The sequence below is a fragment of the Brucella rhizosphaerae genome, assembly GCF_002252475.1.
Taxonomy (GTDB): domain Bacteria; phylum Pseudomonadota; class Alphaproteobacteria; order Rhizobiales; family Rhizobiaceae; genus Brucella; species Brucella rhizosphaerae.
In genome coordinates, this window is sequence record NZ_NNRK01000035.1 from 150,365 (window position 1) to 168,331 (window position 17,967).

The window sequence follows — 17,967 nt, forward strand, 5'->3', positions numbered from 1 at the left end:
TGTTGGGGATGCAAACCCGAACACATCACTAAGCCAGATGTGACAGGCCAGAAATCGAGATCGGAAGGCAGTTGAAGAAGGAACGTGCCCGACGGGAGGATGTCGGGCACGCACTCAATCGTTCAATCAGTGAACAGTGAAGTACTGGTCGGGATGGGACTGTACGTCGTCTGCACTGGTGTTCACGAGGGTAACGGTGTCGCCATTGCCGAGATCGACAACAACATTGCCACCAACCTGAGTGACGCGATCTGCGAGGTCATCCGCCGAATTGACATCAAGGCCGTTAATGCCCTGCTGAATCTGGAGGATGTCTTCACCGGGGTTGAAGTCCAGGATGACGTCGTTTCCGCCGCCGCCGTTGAACAAGAAGACATCGCTACCGGCACCGCCGATAAGGATGTCATTGCCGGCGCCGCCATCAAGGATGTCGTTGCCGTTTCCACCTTGCAGGATATCGTTCCCGTCGCCGCCAAAGAGAAGGTCTGAGCCATTGCCGCCCTGGAGAACATCGTCTCCAGCGCCGCCAAACAGCACATCGTTCCCATTGCCGCCGCTTAGGACGTCGTTTCCTGCATCACCGAACAGAACATCATTACCGTTTCCGCCGAAAAGGAGGTCATCACCGTTTCCGCCGAAGAGGGTGTCATTCCCGTTATCGCCGAAGATGGTGTCATTGCCATCACCTCCGAAAACGAGATCATCACCGCCATGAGCGCGGATGAAATCGTCAAAGCGGGAACCGAACAACACGTCGTCGTAGGCGCCGCCTTCTAAAGTGGCCATCTGCTTCTCCTTGTGTTCCTGTATGGGTTTACAAAAAGGCCGGAAAATGGTCCGACCATTATGCTTGTAGTAGTCTGCGCCGCATCAATTACAATTGCAACATTATTAGTTGGTATAAATTTGACGGTCATAAGTAACAAATTATTACGAATAGTTTATATTTCAGTTTTATAAAAAGAAATATGATGTATATTTATAATCAATATAATTTATATTTACATTGTATTTGGTGGTAAATTAATTTCAAATTTGAAATATAGCCCTATAGGAATAATAGTTAATATGTTTCAATAGCATGGCAGAAGGCGCATCGCGTCTCGCGCTAACTGAACGCGTCGGAGAATCTCAACCTATGGATGATCTATATTGTGAAATACTCTTCTCGACAGGCTACTGATCTGAAGCTCAGAACAGCAGCCTGATTGAGGTGAAGCATTTCCAGCAAAGGTGCGTAGCGGTTTTGCGTTGGATCATGCGTCAAACAAATAGTGAGTGCGGTTCCAGGGATTCAATCCCGAACGAACCGCTCTGTCTGTTCATTTTTACGCCTATCCTGGTCCGAAAATCGGTCCCCATTTTTCGGTATGTGCTCTAGTCTTCACGGAAGGCCCTGTTGAGGCTGTCGGTAATCGGCGAAACGAGGTAGTCGATTGCCCGGCGTTCTTTGTGAACGATAATGATTTCAGCCGGCATCCCCGGATAAAGCCTTGCCGTCGGATTGGCGGTCATCGCTTCCGGTGTGATCTCTGCCCGAGCTACGAAATAAGCGGTATCTGTCTTTTCATCGAGCGATTGATCGGCGGCAATATAGGTCAGTCTGCCATCGAGTGGTGGCATTGAACGCTGGTTATAGGCGGTCAGACGGATCTGCGCGCTTGCGCCCACTGAGATACTGTCGATATCCCGTGGGCTTATCTTCATCTCGACGACCATCGGTTCGTTTTCAGGCACGATATCCATGATTGGTTCGCCCGGTGCCACAACGCCACCCGGTGTGCGAAGCCGGATGTTGGCGACAAAGCCTTGCTGTGGGGAGCGAACTTCGACACGGCGCATGACATCCCTGGCTGCAACGATTCTTTCTTGCACGTCGGAAAGCTCGACCTGACTTGATGTTATCTCGCCCGCGATTTCTGACTGCAGATCGCTCTCAATGCCAGTCAGTGCAAATTGTGCCCCGGCCTTTGCCTGCCCGGCCTTCGCTTTGTCGCCAGCATATTCGCCGCGATCACCTGCAAGCTGGCTCAGGCGTGTGTCGATTTCGGTAAGCTTCGACTTTTGAGCGAAGCCTTTTTCAACGAGGCTTGCAATCGCCCGACGCTGTTCGCTGATAAGCTCAATCTGACGATCTGTGGCTGTAATCTGCGAGGTCGAAGCCTTTTCCTGTTCGGTGTACTGCTCAATGGTTTTCTGCTGAATGTCGATTTTACTCAGCTTCTGAGCAAGGCGCTTTTGAAAGAAGATGTTCTCGGCACGAATTGCGTTTTCCGCATTTTCTCCACCCTCGGAAAACTTGTCCGGAAAGGCGATTTCCTTGGTGCCGGACTGTTCAGCACGAAGACGCGCAAGCTTGGCAATCAATCCGATGCGACGGCTTTCCAGCGATTGTAGTTCTGAACGTGCTTTGGTCGCATCAAGCCGGAGAAGCGGTTGATCAACGGTGACAATATCGCCTTCCTGAACCAGCAAGCGATCAAGAATGCCGCCTTCGAGATGGCTTATGGTCTTTCGCTTGGAATCAACAATGACAGTACCAATCGCTACAGCGGCACTGCCCAGATTTGCCGAGTAGGCCCAGGCGAAGAAGCCGCCAAAAGCAACGCCTATTGTGGCAAGCCCTGCAATGATGAGGCCTCGCAAGGGTGATTTGGAATCTTCCTGCTCAATGTCCAGCGCCCATTCAGGCTTTACTGAACCAAACCGTGTGAGCGACTTGTGATCGGACGATTCTGCACGCGGTGCGAGCAGACTTGATACACGACGCGGAATAACGGACTTGCCTATCATGCGCTTGCCGCTCCCATTTGCGGGCCACTACTGGCCGGAGTGAGTGAGGAGACGACATCCGTTCGCGGGCCGAACTGCGTGATGCGCCCATTGTCGAGCACCAGAAGCTTGTCCGCTACCTGCATGATAGACGGACGGTGTGCGATCATGATGACAATGGCACCATCATCCCGTGCATGTTCGATGGCGCGCATCAGCGCGCGTTCACCGACTGCATCGAGGTTCGAGTTTGGCTCGTCGAGCACGATGATGCGCGGCCGGTTATAGAGGCAGCGGGCCAATCCGATGCGCTGACGTTGACCACCTGAAAGCGTCAGCCGCCCATCGCCAACCGGTGTATCGTAACCAAGCGGCATTCGTCCGATCATTTCATGCACATCGGCAAGGCGCGCGGCTTCAAGGACCCGTTGTGGATCGCTATCGCCCATGCGCGCAATATTGTCTTTGATCGTCCCATCCAGAAGGGAAACAGATTGCGGGAGGTAACCTGCAATTTCGCCAAACGAGCCACGTTCCCAGAGATAGACATTGTTGCCGTCCAGGAAGACGCCGCCCGAGGTTGGTTTGACGATGCCGATAAGCAGTCGCGCGAGGGTGGATTTGCCTGCAGCAGATGGCCCTACGATCCCCAGTACCTCGCCGGGGGAGATGGCGAAGGAAATTCCCTTGATGATCGGGACATCGACGCCGGGTGCTGCATAAATCAGTTTATCGACAACCAGATCACCATTAGGACGCGGAGTGGGCATGGTCTGGCGCACCGCAAGGTTTTCGGAAAGCAGCGACTGAACGCGCTTCCAGCTCGCAATCGCACTGACCCACTGGCGCCAGTTTTCGACAATGCGGTCGAAGGGCATCAGCAAGCGGCCGATGATGATGCTGGTCGCGATCATTGCGCCGGGCGTGATTTCCTGCTGCATGGCCAGAAGCGTACCGGCACCAAGTGAGCCGATCTGGACGATGAAGCGTGCGGTGCGTGCAATGGAGGACATGGCGCGCGCGCGCGTCCCGCCGAGATCAAGGACCTCAAGTGCCTGTACCTGCATCGTTCGCCAGCGCCGGGCCAGTGCGGGAAGCATCCCCATGGCTTCGATCGCCTCCGCATGACGCAGGCTGCTGCCAATTTTCGCAATAGCTTCAACATTGGCCTGATTGGCTTCCTGAATGAGATTGCGTGTCAAAAGATCGGTCAGCACACCACAAGCAACCAGAATGATCACTGCAACGAGGCCAATCAGACCGAGCATCGGATGCAGCATGAACAGAACACCAAGGAAGATTGGCGACCATGCCGCATCGAATGGCGCGTTGATTGCAGGGGAGGTCAGAAAACTACGAAGTTCTGTCAGGTCGCGCAGTGTCTGGGTCGCCTTCGGCAGTCCTTGATTGACCGAAGCCTGAACTGCTGCGGTGAGAACTGCGAGATTTAGCCGGCGAACAAGAGCGCTGCCCATAGCCTGAAATGAGAGGGACCGGATGTACTCCAGCACGCCAAACACCAGCATGGCGCCAACCGCAAGAATCGTCAGCATGGTCAGCGTGTCCATGCTTCGACTGTTCAACACCCTATCATGAACCTGCAACATATAGAGGGGCACAGTGAGTTGTAGCAAATTGATACAGGCACTCAAAAGCACTGCATAAAGAAGACCTGACAAGAAAACGCGTCGAGCCTTGAAAATAAGGCTTTTGGACGTGGTGACAGAATCGTCGGGCCTTTTTTTATCCGCTGGGCTCTTGCCAACCGGATTGTTTTCGCGAGTATCATTCATGCGCGATCTGCCTTGTAATGGTCACAGGTGGCGGATATCCCTAAAAAGTGTGTTCTAGTTCTCAAGATCAGTAAAGTAATACTGCAGAGAATGTGACAGAAAAAAGTTTTTTCGGCGGGGAAATGTGAAAGGAGCCAAATAAATATAACTATAAATTTCTTCAAAATTTGAAGTAAAATTGAAAAATGGAGAGAAAGAGATGCAAAAACTTCTGCACGAGGGAGTGGAAGTCGAAACATCAGTCGATGGATTTACTTCCGTTGACTTTCCTGAAGTCACCGCCGAGAAACAGGAGCGCAGGCATCCGGTCCATACTGTCGTAATTACGCATTTCGAACTGGCACGGATGATAGAGCGAGTGAACCGCCGCTTTGTAAGTCTTCTAAAGACAGAGCTTACCAAGTTGGGCGTGGAAGACGTCGGGCCTGCTCAGACATTGGTTCTGATGGCCATCGGTGATGTCGAGCTCACTGTGGGTGAACTACTGGATCGCGGACACTATGTCGGATCCAACATTTCCTATTACCTTAAACAACTTACGGACGGCGGATATGTGGATCGTGTTGCCTCTCAGAGGGACAAACGATCGGCCCGTATTCGCCTGACGGACAAGGGCGAACGGCTGTGTACAAGCTTGCGAAATGCGAGCAGAACCTACAGTCGTGTACTGGCCCGTGATGACGACGATCTTCGAAATCTTGAGATCGCATACCAAACCTTGCACAGGCTTGAGCTTGTGTGGGGCAATGCTGCTCGCTATGGCATCTGATGCATAACGGCAGGTTTTCGACCGATAACCGGACACTTTTTGTGACATGCGTATAGCTTTTGTGCACAGGCGCGGTTTTGGTCAGTTTGCTGCGTTAGCCGAGCATCTGGCTACCAGTGGGCATGATGTCAGCCTGATTTGCGAGACAGTGGACCGTCGCCTCCCAGCGGTCCGTGTCATCCGCCACCGAGTAGAGTCTGCTCCTCGCACCAGAGGTGTGATGGCCAGATATCTGGAGGTGCCCGATCAACACACAAGGATCGGGCATCGGGTGGCTGAAACATTTGAATCCATGGCACGTCATGGACAGGCGCCCGACATTGTAATCGGTCACATAGGTTGGGGCAGTATGATGTTCGTCAAAGACGTACTGCCCACAACGCCCGCACTGGGCTATTGTGAATTCTTCTATCGTGCTCAGGGTGCCGATGTAGGCTTTGCACCGGATGACAGGCCTGACGCAGAAATGCGAAAGCGGTTGCGTCTTCGAAATATGGCTCAACTGGTGACCCTTGATGGCATGGACGGTGGTTTTAGCCCGACACATTGGCAGAAGAGCCTTTATCCCAAAGCCATTCAAAGCCGGATTGCCGTTGTGCATGAAGGCGTCGATACAAAACTGTTCTATCCCGACAGGCACGCCTCGATCCTGTTGCCAGACGGGCGGACGCTGAAGGCGGGTGCTTCGCGTGTCATCACATTCGTCGCCCGTGATCTGGAGCCCTACAGAGGGTTTCCGCAAGCTTTTGAGGCGGCAGCAAAGGTTATCCGGCAAAATAATGATGCGATCTTTGTCTTCGTTGGTGGCGATGGCGTAAGCTATGGAACACCACCGCCTGGCGGGGGTTCCTGGCGGGAACATCTGCTCAACAAGATGGATTTATCGCCTGATCAGTCCAGTCGCATTGTGTTTCCCGGTACAGTTTCCCATGCGCAATTGCGAAAGCTCTATCAGATATCCACGGCGCACATTTATCTGACATATCCATTCGTTCTGTCATGGTCTGTGGTTGAAGCCATGGCTTGCGGCGCGCTCATTATCGGTTCAGATACTCCGCCGGTGCGTGAAGTCATCAGGTCGGGCCAAAACGGTCTGCTTGTTCCGTTCTACGATACAGATGTTCTAGCGCAAACCATTCTGAATGTGCTCAGGGACCCCGATGCATGCCTTCAGATGCGCGCTGCGGCGCGCCGAACAGTCGAAAAACGCTTTCGGTTGTCGGAATGTTTACAACAGCAAAAAACCTTGATCGATGCAGTATTGAGCGGAAAATAAATATTATATGGCGACAATTGGGCATTCAAGGCCTGATGATATAATATAAAAGCCCGTATTTCTGCGTGTTTGTGCCATATGTCCAATACGTATCCAGATTACTTCAAATTTTGAATTAAATAAGTTCCAAATACTATCAATATTATCATATAGTCTTCGTTATATTACTGTTGACAATACATGGTCTATATTTTCTGATTGAGCACAGATGCCAAACCTCCCAAGTTGGCTCTTACACAATGGATGGCTATGTTGAGCACACCACTTCCTGCGATCTCGGCGCGGAAAGCCCGCCGTTATGCCATTGCTTCGATGCGTGATCGTGAAGCGCTGGAATCGACTGCTCTTGGCGCATTGACTGCTTTTGTCGAAAGTGACGGTAAGCCTTTGCGGATGGCGAACACGTTTCCACTTGTTGCTGTTGCCGCCTCCGATGAAGGCGCGAAAGAACTGAATTCCGTCTTGCAGCAGCTCTACCGCATGCGCACCCTTCCAGAGGTGCCTGTCGTGCGGATTGATGAGACATCACCTGAAAACATTCCTTTGCTGGTTTCGCAATTGCTCGAGAGCAGCCTGGATCGCCTCGTTGGCCATGTCAGCAAAGTCCATACAGAGCTTGCCATGCTGCGCCGTGAGCGCGAAACGATGTTCGAGAATTATCGGGCCATTGAAGATGCATTCCATGCGCGAAACTGGGATTCTTCGACGGAGATTTTCTCTCATGCACCTTTGGTCGATCCCAAGGATGAGGGATTTGCGAAGCTGCTGCGCGAATCGGAAATTGAACAGCTCTTCCCGGTTTCAAGTTATGCTGTCTCCGGCTTTGCACTGCATTTTCGTGATTTGCCCGCAAATCGCAATGGTCAGCTGATTGTAACGCTCGATTATCTCGAAAATGGCGAAGGCATCGCAGAATGGCTGGTGCCCTATTCGACGCTGCATGCGGAATGGAACTTTTTCTCTTTGCCGAAAGGGTGCGATGGCAGCCATAGAACGCTGCGCCTGCGCATTTCGGCGACTGGCGGTGTGCCTCCAGAACTCTCGTTGGGCAATGTGATTGCCAATGAACGCTACGCGGCACGCGCCCGCATCCCGCATGGCGATCTTGATATGCGCCCTCTGGCACTTCGTATTTTTACGGGGCTTCCGGGCGTTCGGCCTGCATCATTGCCCAACGCAATCGTGCCGACATCGCTCATCAATGGCCGCAAGGTCGATGATTACCGGATGCCAATTGAGCTGTTGCGCAACGTGGCCAACGTTTCCGTTACACCGCTTACCCCGGATTTTCCGACTGTGCGGTTTCTGGAGCATGAAGATGCCATTGGTTGCCATCCGCTCGAAGAGGGGATTACCGCCGCAGCGATCCGTCGGGTCGTAGCCCCCGGTACGGTCCGCATTTCAGCGCGTGCTGTCATTGATCATCCGGAAGGCCAACCCTGCGTTGCCGGATTGCTGCTGGTCAACCTTGCTTCCGATGTGAAAGAGGAAATCGATGCGATTTCCAGTCTCGATCGCCGCCGCCAGCAGGTTCTGTTCAGTGGCTGGTCAGAAGTAGCACCCAACCGTCCGATCGATATCAATTTCATGCTTGAAGAGCCGATTGATCGAACGATGGACTTGATCGTGCTGAGCAAGGCTGCGGGAGATTCGGTCGATTTCTCCTGGCTGAAAGTCTTTAATTTCCGCCTTGTAAAACATGTTGAAGCAACCCCCGTTCAGACCATACTCAAAGAGGTCGCGAATGTACGATAGATCCCAGGATTTGATCGTTGTCGCTATGCCACTCTACGGTCATGCGGCGCTTGCACTTGAAGCGCTGGAAACGCTTCTGGCGTCGGAAACCGTATTTCGTACTCAGATTGTGGTTTCAGTTGATGGTGATCCACGCCGCGAGGTTTTCGATAGCCTCGCTCTTTATGCAGCAGCCCACCAGAACATCCATGTGATCTTCGGAGAGAATGCGGGGCCGGGTGGCGCACGCAATCGCGCTATCGAATACATTCTGGAGGAAATGCCGGATGTAAAAGCGGTCTATTTTGTGGATGCTGACAATCGGGTGCAGCCACACACGATTGAAACGCTTTACCGTAAGCTTCTATCGAGCGGCGCTGGTTGGGTTTACACCAATATCGATACTTTCTCCGTCAACTGGCGCGCCCATTATGGCGACAGTTATTCGCGGCTGATCCACTGCATTACCGACAATATTTGCGATACCGGCTCGATGATTTCGGCGGAGCTTTTCAGAAGCGATGTACGCTTCGATGACGACCGGCAAAATGGATTTGAGGATTGGGAGTTCTGGTTATCGGCTATTGAAGCGGGGTTTGTCGGCGCCCCATGTCACGATACCGGATTTGAATATCGTTTGCGCGCCGAGAGCCGGTTCAAGGAAGCCAATCGCGATCGCTCAGGCTCAATCAACTTCCTGCGCAAACGCCACAAAGCGCTGTTCCGTCGTCCGACTCTGGTCGGCTTTGAACACGAGGAATGTCCGCGCTATGGCGTAATCCGCGCAGGTGAAGGGACTGTCAGTCTTTTCAGCGATCTGAGCCTTGGCACGAAAGATCTCAAGTTTGATGACGCAATTCGCACCTTCTGGGGCAGTATGTCCGAGCCGGATAATTTTCACTTCCCGCCGTTTCTTGCTTCCTCAAATACGGAGACGCTGAAGCTTCTGGAGCGTTCGCGGTTGCTGCCCAATATTCTGTCGCGATTGGAGAAGCTCGCCGAACAGGCCAATGTCGTTTTCGTGGAGCTGACCAATGTTGAAGACGAGCGGCGGATTGATACTGAAATCATGCCGTCAGGTGCGCGGCAGGGACCTGCCGATCTGATTTTTGTTTCAACGCGCCTCATGCGCGAGATTATTGAGAACGATGCACTGAGCTGGTTTGCTTCACTTGGTACGCAGCAGTTGTGGCCGACATCCGCGCGTATGAAAGTGCGGTTCCCCTTTCCACGCGTGCGTCAACGTCGGGCCCTTTCACGGCCGGAGCAGTCAATGCTCAATCTGGTGACATCGATTGCCACAAGCCCGCTCAAGCAAAGTGCAGCCATGCGCTGGACGTGGCGTCCACGCCGTTTGCCAGCCCTTTCTGAAATGTATCAGGTGTTGCGCGACGAGCTTGGCGGCGGGCCGGTGCTGCCGCTTGCCCATAATGCTGCCAGGAAGAAGACAGCGGCTGTTCTTGTTCCTAATGCCTCTTTTGGCGGTGCTGAGAAAGTCGCTTACGCGGCAGGACGCGAACTGAAGAACCAGGGTTTTGAAACCCATCTGTTCGTCCTTGGCAACGAACGCATGGATGTGCTTGACGAATTTGATCAGTCCTTCGACTACCTTCACTTCTGGAAGGATGGCATTCCGGCCTGGGGCGATACCAATCGCTTTTTGGGGCAGGATTTTATCACCGATGATCACCCGCTTGATTGGGGGATCTTGCGTGGCCAGCTTTCCGGCTTTGATCTGGTCGTGAACAATCACGTCATGGCAGCGCACCCGCTTATGGGCAAGTTGCGCTCAGAGGGAACACGCACCGCCTGCTATCTTCATGTGGTGGATGAGACGGTGTTCCGCCGTCAGGCGGGGCAGCCCTATGCAGCTATCGCATTTGAACACGCCTATGATGCGTTTCTCACCTGTTCGGACCAGCTCAAAATCTATCTGCACAGCTTTGGTGTTCCGTTCGAGAAGGTGTTCTCGGTACCCAATGGCGCGAGCTTTTCCATCGATGCAAAGATGCGCGCGCAAGTCACATCGGCGCGCAAGGAATTGCGCAAGGGCAAACCAATACGGATGCTTTATATGGGTCGCCTTGACCGCCAGAAAGGCATCGACCGGCTGCACGACGCGATCGTGAAGCTGAAAGAACAGGGTATTCCGTTTGAGGCGCAAGCCATTGGCGGCGAAATTCTCTCCGACGATCCGAGTGCTTCATGGATGACGCGTCTTAAAGATGCAGGCGTGAAGGTTTCGCCGCCGGTTTTTGACGGCAGGGATATCGCGAACCATCTCGCATGGGCTGACGTTCTGTTGATGCCGTCGCGCTGGGAAGGTGCGCCGCTGATGATTGCCGAAGCTCAGCAACTCGGTTGTGTTCCCGTTGCGACGGCGGTGGGGGCAGTTGATGAACTCATCAATCATGGCCGCGACGGCATTCTCATACGCAATGGCAATGACGCGCAAATCGTTGCCGATATGACCCGCATCCTGACCATTCTTGCGCAGGATCGTGAGGCACTGAAGCGAACTGCGGAAGGAGCGCTCGCTTCGGCGGCACATCGCACATGGTCCTCCGCATTTTCCGAATTCACTGACTGGGCGAATGAAATCAGTCCGGTTTACCCGCAATCCCGGCCTTCCCAGCCGGAGACACCCAATGATGCACGCGCTGTCGCCATCCTCCCAGGTCGCGCAGTCGCATAAGTGCATATGTTTGAAATTCAGAAAGGCCGCCTCATGAGCAAGAGCCCACGCATTCTTGTCACCGGTATTCCAAGCTATCTGACGCGCTTTATCCAGCGTGCGGACAAGTCGCAGATTTACTATTCCGAAAAGCAGCCGAACTCGGAGCCAAAGGATAAGTTTATCCAGGAGCTTAAGAATATCAGTAATACTGGCAACTACCTGATCGGAGAGGGCGCAATGTCGGCGCTGCTGCCCTCGGCCAAGCATGTTCCGTTCTGGCACTTGTATAATTGCGTCAACAACGGCACCGGTATGGAAGAGATCAACAAGGAGTTTGATATCTGCGTTTTCACTTGTGCCAACCTCTTGCGCAAGGGCCTGTCTGCAGATGCGGAAGCGCTCGTATTGTCCAAGCTGAATATGCCGGTTGTGATGCTCGGTATTGGTATTCAGAACCGCCCTGATATCGAAGCTGATGACGGTCTGCCAGCAGGCACGAAGAAACTCCTTGAAGTGCTCAAAGACCGTGAGCACTATTTTCTCACCCGCGGAGAAGATGCGGCCGGGTATCTGCGCGATCAGGGCTTTTCATATGTTCGGCCGGTTGGTTGTCCATCGCTCTATTTCCGTCCTGATAATATGCGCAAGGCCATTCATCGCCTGCCGGAAGTCAAGGTTGGTGAGGGGCGCACTGTTTTCACCGGCTATATGGGGGCGGAGCTTGAAACCATTGGCGATATGAATGCGCTGAGCTCAGACGACGGGCGTTCAGCCTATGTCATTCAAGACGAGCTTCTGCACTTCGACATGCAGGTCGAAGACGACGCAAATGGCCGTGCTTATGACTCCACAACGGGGGAACTCGTTGGACCCCTTGCTTACAAGGGGTCGGGCGATCTTAAGAAAAAGATCGGCGTTCATGCCTTCCTCGATACCAATCAATGGCGTGCATGGTGTTCAACGATGGATTTCTCATTTGGCCGCCGCTTCCATGGAAATATCATCTCGATGCAGGCAGGGGTTCCGAGCCTGATGGTCGCTGTCGATGATCGTATGCGTGAAATGCTGAATTTCTCTGGTCTGCCGAAAATCGATGCACGTGATCTCAATGCAGCCAATGATCGCCGGGCCTTTGTAAGCGATCATATCGCGGCAATGAATATTCCTGACGTGATTGAGAAATATTCGGCACGCGAACGCAATTTCCGAAGCGTGCTTTCAGAGATTGGCGTCGGGTAACTCCCATATTCGACGGTCATTTTATAACTCCAGCGAAGATGGATCACCATGCGCATAATGATCACCGGCATTCCGTCATATTTGATGCGGACAGTCGAAAGCGTTTCAGGGGCAAGTGTCAAACACCGCCCATATTTCGAGCCCATTCGCACCAAGAAAGATGTGATCGATCAGGTTAAGAAAATCGCCAATACCGGGAACTACCTCATTGGTGAAGGTGCGGCCAACGCTGTTCGTGGCCACGATGTGACCTATGTGCCATTCTGGCATCTGGCCAATAGTCTCAATTCGCCTGACACCTATGCCGCGTTGAATGAAAGCTTCGATCTCTGCCTGTTTGCTTCGGCGAACCTTTTGCGCCCCGGCTATGCGGCAACAACTGAATCCTTCGTTTTTGAAAAGCTGAACATGCCGATTGTGGTCATGGGCATTGGCATTCAAAAGAAAGAAAACCTGAAGGCTGAACTGCCGGAGGGCACACGCCGCTTTCTCGAGATCCTGCGCCGCAAGGACAGTTTTTTCCTCACACGGGGTCATTTTACGGCCGAGTTTTTGAAGGATGCGGGCATGAAATATGTTCGCCCCACCGGCTGTCCGTCGCTCTATTATGCACCGGACCAGATGAAGCTCTCACTGAGCCGTCTTGCTGATCCAACTCTTGCAGATGCGCAGAAAATATCCTTCGGCGGTTATCTCGGCAGCGTTGCTGATACGATTGTCGATGCACATGCGCTGCTCGAAAAGGACAGCGTCGCGAGCTATGTCATTCAGGACGAAGTCATCGTCTACAATATGAACATGGCGGGCGAAGACCATTCTGAAGCCTATGATCAGGCCGCAAGCCGCATCACGGCACCCGTCGATTACAAACATATGGAAAAATGGCAGCGCAAAAGCGAGCTGTTGGTATTTTTCGATACCCATAAATGGCGCAGCTGGATTTCCAGTCAGGATTTTGGTCTGAGCCGCCGTTTCCATGGCACGATTATCGGCATGCAGTCCGGTATTCCCGGATTGATGATCGCCGTCGATGACCGTATGCGCGAAATGCTGAGCTTTGTCGGCTTTCCGCATATTGATGCCAGCGTCTGGAATCGTGAGCCGCAGAAAAAGGCTTTCCTGCGTGATTTCCTTTCCAGGATTGATGTGCCCGCGGCCATCAATCGCTATTCTGAATGTGAAGCCAATTTCAACGGTGCACTGAAGGATATCGGTATCCGATGATGAAAACCCGCAAGAGCATTGGGGGCGGGATAATGGCACTGACAACGCTCATGAGCGCCTTGTTGCTGGCATTCCAACCCAAAGATGCTCTTGCGGATACGCGCTTTGGCGTCAACCGGGTCAATATGGCCTGGCTCAAGCCGGCAGAGCGCGAACAGATATTCGATCAGATGGTGGAAAACGGCGTGGTGGCAGTTCGGCTGTCACTGACAAGACCTATTGATCAAAGTATCGATGCCGTGCGTCTTGCGCATGAAAAGGGCCTCGCCATTCTGCTCGAAATCTCGCTCAACAATGCGGATTTCTATCCTGAAGGGACCAAGCCACGTTCAGGCCGTGGGCGCATCTGGGACATGTATCGGCTTTCTGATATTGCGCCGGATCGTTTTCAGCAGGCAATAGCTGACGCTTTGCAGAAGATCGATGCACTGGGTGTGCCGCTGGTGGCTGTTGAACCCGGCAACGAGATCAACTGGGGCGCCTATAATGGCGATCTCGCCATTTTACCCAGAGAAAAGATGAAGACCGCGCGTTCTCTCAGTGCAATGGAAGAGCTTCCGCTGGTCGAAAAGGGAGCTGAAAAATACGTCGAGCTTTTGCGTATTGTGCGGGCGTTATTGGCTGATACCAAACATAGTGCCAAGGCAAAAATCGTATCGGCTGGCCTTTCGGATATCCCCTTTATTGATGCCGACCGGCGCGGAATAGACAGCGTCGATCCCGCTGTCTTTACCGATCTTCTCAAGAAGTATGGTCTGGATGATGCAGCCGATGGCTACGGCATTCATATCTATCCCGGTAGCAATGGCACACGAATTGCTCGCGCCAGCCATATAGGCAATGCGCTGTCTTTCTGCGGCGGTGAGGATGGCAAACCATGCTGGATCACAGAATGGGGCTTTGCCAATATGTCCAAGGCCTGCCCGGCCAATGACAACAATCGCGAACAGCTGGTCGAGAAGGCGCGTGACCGCTTCCGTCAGATGATGGATCGCGGCGAGATCGCGGCTGCATATTATTTTGATTGGGATGCAAGTACTTACGGGGTGTGGCGTTGCGGATCGCTGACGCCTGCCGGTAAAGCCGCAACCCGAGCTGCAACCCGCGCTGCAACGGTGACGAAATGAAACTCAAGACTGTAATCATTGGCGGTTCAAACACCGTTATGTTGCCCGGCTATCTACCGACGCTGTTGTCGACGATGGCACGGCGTGGCATTGAACTTGATATCGTTGCTGATCTCGCGGTGGGGGGTACGACAAGTGCGCTTGGCCTCTATCAGCTCAAACAGTTTGATCAGCTCGAGGACTGCGAGCTGCTGCTGATCGAATATGCGATTAACGATGCTTTTGTTTACGGCGATGAGCGCAGACCGTTCAGGCATTGGGCACGGTTTTATGAGGGCATCATTCGATATGCGCTTGAGCGCAACCCAAATCTGCGGATTGCAACGCTCGTGTTTGGTGCACGCAATGGGTCGTTCCTGAATTCCGTTGCCTCGATTGATGCCGGTATCAATTACATCTCGCAATGGTACGGCACGATCTGTGCGGATGTATCACGAATGCTGATGCAGCAATATGGCCGTGATGTCGTCAGCAATCCCGGCTTCTACCTTGATCAGGGCCATTATGCGCGCCCTGTTTCAACGACAATCGTTGCGAATTTGATTGCTGATGCTCTCGAACCGGCTTTGTCGGTTCCGCATCGGCCAAAGGCGCTACCCTTTGCAATTGATCCGGATCATTTTGCCAATGCGCGCGCGCTGAGTGGCGAGCAACTTTGCAAGCGGCTTGGGCGCGTGCCGGTGCAGTATAGCAACAGGCGGTTCTCTATCTCGGCGCTTGATCTTGGTTCAGACAGGATGCGTTTTGAGGTTGATAACGGGCAACTGCTTGCAGTTGGCTATGTCTGCGATCCCCGCATTCCACCGCTTGATGTGGCGATTGGTGAGGATGTCCACCGCGCCGCCATGATGAAGGGTGGTGTGCGCGATGGAACTTATAAATTCCTCGTATCGATGCTGAGCTTCGAGTTTCTTTATGGCACGAAGCTTCTGGAAGCGCGCGGGAATGTGTCGCTTATCATGTCTGGTGCTGAAGAGGGAACCGAGCATAAGCTACATGTTCCCAAAGACAGCATTCACCAGGAAGAACTGCCCTTAGAGCCAGTTCTTCCCGTGACGGGCATTCTTTTTTCAGGCAATCTCAAGACTATGACGCTCGAGAAAAAGACTCCTGCCATACCGATCATCGCAGAAGCCGCTCAATAAATAAGTCCAGTAATTTAAAGAAAAATACTCAGGCGGCCTGGTTCAAAAGTGCCAGAGCGCAGTCTCTCCACGCGCTGACTGCAGTTCCCTGCGTCACATTTTCTACAACAATATGTTTTCCATCGAATACACCGGATGCAATCCAGTGACGTGCTTCTCGCTGATATACATCGATCGTAATACCCAGCTGTTCTACTTTGGCTTCTGCCAGCATATATTTTGCTCCACGAATGATGAATCTTGGGCGAAGGTCGCAATATAGACCGAATCCACGACAATCCGATGTCACGTTTGTGCTACCGGATCGTGAATGATATTTTCAGTGCTCTAACAGTTTGTTGTGACGCACATCCTGGTCCCAAAACCGTCTCACACTTTCAGGAATGCGCTCTAAACGAACTTTTATGATGGAATATTTGTTCCCAATTGCGGAAACAAACATTCAATAAAACGCGCAGCTGTCGGCTGCGGTTCATGATTTGCAAGGCCAGGCCGCTCGTTGGCTTCGATGAACACATATTCCGGTGTTTCGGGTGATTTCACCATGAAATCGATGCCGACTACCGGAATGTCAATCGCACGTGCTGCTTTACACGCAGCATCAACCAATGTCTTGTCCACGGTTGTCGTCACATCGTGGATCGTGCCACCGGTATGAAGATTAGCCGCCTTACGAACTGTGATTTCACGGCTGTCTGCAAGTACGTCATCTAGTATCAGACCTTGTTGTTCAAGACAACGCTTGGTTTCAGCATCTATCGGAATACGGCTTTCGCCACCCGTTGCAGCATGGCGGCGGCGGGACTGAACTTCGATGAGCTTGCGTATGGTCGATTTTCCATCGCCAATCACGCGCGGTGGGCGTCGCACAGCGGCCGCAACCAGCTTGAAGTCGATAATGACCAGGCGCAAATCTTCACCCTCGAAACAAGCTTCGAGCAGAACAATGTCGCAGACCTCGCGGGCCTGCCTGATCGCTGCACGCAGGTCTTTCATGGATGAAATACCAACTGAAATGCCGCGTCCTTGTTCTCCGCGGGAAGGTTTTACGACCAGTCGCCCGTGCTTCTCAAGGAAAGCTGCAAGCGTCTCATCCGAACCATCGGCCGGAATTTGCTCAGGCACGACTATCCCCGCTTTGGCTACCGTGCGTCGCGTAACTGCCTTGTCATCGCAAATTGACATTGCAACGCCCGAAGTCATTTCGGACAGGCTCTCGCGGCAATGGATTGAACGCCCGCCATGGGACAGACGGAAGAAACCACCCTTGGCATCGGTAATGTCCACGTGCACACCACGTCGCAATGCTTCATCGACGATGATGCGCGCATAGGGGTTGAGCGCATCAACGGAGCTGATGGGAAGTGCAAAAAACTTCTCATTGATAGCGTTCTTGCGTTTGATTGCAAAAAGCGGAACGCGGCGAAATTTCAGCTTCTCATAGAGCCGGATCGCATTGTCATTGTCATAGAGAACCGACAGATCAACATGATTGAGACCACGTGCCTGGAAATGTTCAGCAAGCTTGCGCACGAGCTTTTCGCCAATACCCGGCTGCCGCGCCTGGGGGTGCACCGCAAGGCACCAGAGCGAACCACCCTGATCAGGATCGTTGAACAGTCGCTGGTGGTTGATCCCTGTAACGGTACCGACAATCTCGCCGGTTGCATCATCCTGGGCCACAAAATAAGTGACGGCACGATTATCACGCTCGCAGGAAAAGAAATCAGCACGCAGCTGCACCATACCGCAGGCGGCATAGACGGCATTGATGCCGTCTGCGTCTATTTCGGACACTGCGCGGCGAATGCTGATACCGCGTGTTTGGCGGCCACCGGCTCGATAGTTGGAAAGTTCGAGCCGAAAAGTATGCGATGGATCGAGGAAAATTTCCTGTGGCGCTTGTGAAAGCAGGACATGAGGATCGCTGACATAGAAAAGGATATCACGGCTGGCTGGCGCCTCAGCACGCAGGCCTTCGATGATTGCTTCGTTGCTTTCAAAGGTTTGCGCGAAAAGCAGTCGGCCCCAACCGCAATCGAGAACCACATTGCGGTTGGCGGAGTGTCCTTCTTCCTGATTACCCCCATGCAATTGCTCCTGATAAAAGCCCGCGCTTTCTGGTGTGCGCAGCCTTGTCAGCCTGTGCGAGAAAGCGTTTCTCCCTCTTGCTTTCTGCCGGGTCATTTCAACCTCACCTGTCTTTTTCAT

General features: G+C 52.9%; 13 protein-coding genes. 8 read left to right on the forward strand and 5 right to left on the reverse strand.

All coding sequences use genetic code 11. From position 1 onward, the window contains the following. Positions 1-126 precede the first annotated feature (126 nt). From CEV32_RS22375 to CEV32_RS22385, 3 genes are all read right to left on the reverse strand, one after another. Entirely contained in the window at positions 127-786 is a 660-nt protein-coding gene (locus tag CEV32_RS22375) for a calcium-binding protein (protein WP_094579333.1), read from the reverse strand. A 591-nt stretch (positions 787-1,377) separates the two neighbouring features. After that, positions 1,378-2,793: an HlyD family type I secretion periplasmic adaptor subunit gene (locus CEV32_RS22380; RefSeq protein WP_094579334.1), complete on the reverse strand. Its 1,416-nt coding sequence runs from the start codon at positions 2,791-2,793 to the stop codon at positions 1,378-1,380. Beyond that, the gene (locus CEV32_RS22385) at positions 2,790-4,565 is read right to left on the reverse strand and encodes a type I secretion system permease/ATPase (protein ID WP_094579335.1); all 1,776 of its coding nucleotides are present in this window, start codon (positions 4,563-4,565) and stop codon (positions 2,790-2,792) included. Before CEV32_RS22385 ends, CEV32_RS22380 begins: the two co-directional genes overlap by 4 nt. A gap of 199 nt (positions 4,566-4,764) precedes the next feature. Here CEV32_RS22385 and CEV32_RS22390 point away from each other — a divergent pair, with 199 nt between their 5' ends. From CEV32_RS22390 to CEV32_RS22425, 8 genes are all read left to right on the forward strand, one after another. Continuing rightward, the gene (locus tag CEV32_RS22390; protein WP_094579336.1) at positions 4,765-5,334 is read left to right on the forward strand and encodes a MarR family transcriptional regulator; all 570 of its coding nucleotides are present in this window, start codon (positions 4,765-4,767) and stop codon (positions 5,332-5,334) included. Positions 5,335-5,380: 46 nt separating this feature from the next. Next, a complete protein-coding gene (locus CEV32_RS22395) occupies positions 5,381-6,610 on the forward strand; it encodes a glycosyltransferase family 4 protein (RefSeq protein WP_094579337.1) in 1,230 nt (409 codons plus the stop codon). Positions 6,611-6,859: 249 nt separating this feature from the next. Next, positions 6,860-8,365 carry a DUF6212 domain-containing protein gene (locus CEV32_RS22400; RefSeq protein WP_094579338.1) on the forward strand — a complete coding sequence of 502 codons (1,506 nt, stop codon included), beginning with the start codon at positions 6,860-6,862 and terminating at the stop codon, positions 8,363-8,365. After that, positions 8,355-11,039, forward strand: a complete 2,685-nt coding sequence (locus CEV32_RS22405; protein WP_094579339.1) for a glycosyltransferase — start codon at positions 8,355-8,357, stop codon at positions 11,037-11,039. The genes CEV32_RS22400 and CEV32_RS22405 overlap by 11 nt, the downstream gene beginning before the upstream one ends. A gap of 33 nt (positions 11,040-11,072) precedes the next feature. Then, positions 11,073-12,260 carry a polysaccharide pyruvyl transferase family protein gene (locus CEV32_RS22410; RefSeq protein WP_094579501.1) on the forward strand — a complete coding sequence of 396 codons (1,188 nt, stop codon included), beginning with the start codon at positions 11,073-11,075 and terminating at the stop codon, positions 12,258-12,260. Between the two features lie 48 nt (positions 12,261-12,308). After that, positions 12,309-13,484, forward strand: a complete 1,176-nt coding sequence (locus CEV32_RS22415; RefSeq protein ID WP_094579340.1) for a polysaccharide pyruvyl transferase family protein — start codon at positions 12,309-12,311, stop codon at positions 13,482-13,484. Further along, the gene (locus CEV32_RS22420) at positions 13,481-14,611 is read left to right on the forward strand and encodes a glycoside hydrolase (protein WP_094579341.1); all 1,131 of its coding nucleotides are present in this window, start codon (positions 13,481-13,483) and stop codon (positions 14,609-14,611) included. The genes CEV32_RS22415 and CEV32_RS22420 overlap by 4 nt, the downstream gene beginning before the upstream one ends. Then, positions 14,608-15,756: an SGNH/GDSL hydrolase family protein gene (locus CEV32_RS22425; protein WP_094579342.1), complete on the forward strand. Its 1,149-nt coding sequence runs from the start codon at positions 14,608-14,610 to the stop codon at positions 15,754-15,756. The genes CEV32_RS22420 and CEV32_RS22425 overlap by 4 nt, the downstream gene beginning before the upstream one ends. A 28-nt stretch (positions 15,757-15,784) precedes the next feature. On the opposite strand, the gene CEV32_RS22430 is transcribed toward CEV32_RS22425, so the two are convergent. After that, entirely contained in the window at positions 15,785-15,970 is a 186-nt protein-coding gene (locus CEV32_RS22430; RefSeq protein ID WP_094579343.1) for a hypothetical protein, read from the reverse strand. Between the two features lie 188 nt (positions 15,971-16,158). Next, positions 16,159-17,967: an N-acetylglutaminylglutamine synthetase gene (ngg, locus tag CEV32_RS22435; protein ID WP_094579344.1), complete on the reverse strand. Its 1,809-nt coding sequence runs from the start codon at positions 17,965-17,967 to the stop codon at positions 16,159-16,161.

Excerpts from the sequence above, each read along its gene's own strand:
- CEV32_RS22400 (WP_094579338.1), top strand. The coding sequence starts at position 6,860 with ATGTTGAGCACACCACTTCCTGCGATCTCGGCGCGGAAAGCCCGCCGT.
- CEV32_RS22415 (WP_094579340.1), top strand. The coding sequence starts at position 12,309 with ATGCGCATAATGATCACCGGCATTCCGTCATATTTGATGCGGACAGTC.
- CEV32_RS22405 (WP_094579339.1), top strand. The coding sequence starts at position 8,355 with ATGTACGATAGATCCCAGGATTTGATCGTTGTCGCTATGCCACTCTAC.
- CEV32_RS22420 (WP_094579341.1), top strand. The coding sequence starts at position 13,481 with ATGATGAAAACCCGCAAGAGCATTGGGGGCGGGATAATGGCACTGACA.
- CEV32_RS22395 (WP_094579337.1), top strand. The coding sequence starts at position 5,381 with ATGCGTATAGCTTTTGTGCACAGGCGCGGTTTTGGTCAGTTTGCTGCG.
- CEV32_RS22390 (WP_094579336.1), top strand. The coding sequence starts at position 4,765 with ATGCAAAAACTTCTGCACGAGGGAGTGGAAGTCGAAACATCAGTCGAT.
- CEV32_RS22430 (WP_094579343.1), bottom strand. The coding sequence starts at position 15,970 with ATGCTGGCAGAAGCCAAAGTAGAACAGCTGGGTATTACGATCGATGTA.
- CEV32_RS22375 (WP_094579333.1), bottom strand. The coding sequence starts at position 786 with ATGGCCACTTTAGAAGGCGGCGCCTACGACGACGTGTTGTTCGGTTCC.
- ngg (WP_094579344.1), bottom strand. The coding sequence starts at position 17,967 with ATGAAAAAGACAGGTGAGGTTGAAATGACCCGGCAGAAAGCAAGAGGG.
- CEV32_RS22425 (WP_094579342.1), top strand. The coding sequence starts at position 14,608 with ATGAAACTCAAGACTGTAATCATTGGCGGTTCAAACACCGTTATGTTG.
- CEV32_RS22380 (WP_094579334.1), bottom strand. The coding sequence starts at position 2,793 with ATGATAGGCAAGTCCGTTATTCCGCGTCGTGTATCAAGTCTGCTCGCA.
- CEV32_RS22385 (WP_094579335.1), bottom strand. The coding sequence starts at position 4,565 with ATGAATGATACTCGCGAAAACAATCCGGTTGGCAAGAGCCCAGCGGAT.
- CEV32_RS22410 (WP_094579501.1), top strand. The coding sequence starts at position 11,073 with ATGAGCAAGAGCCCACGCATTCTTGTCACCGGTATTCCAAGCTATCTG.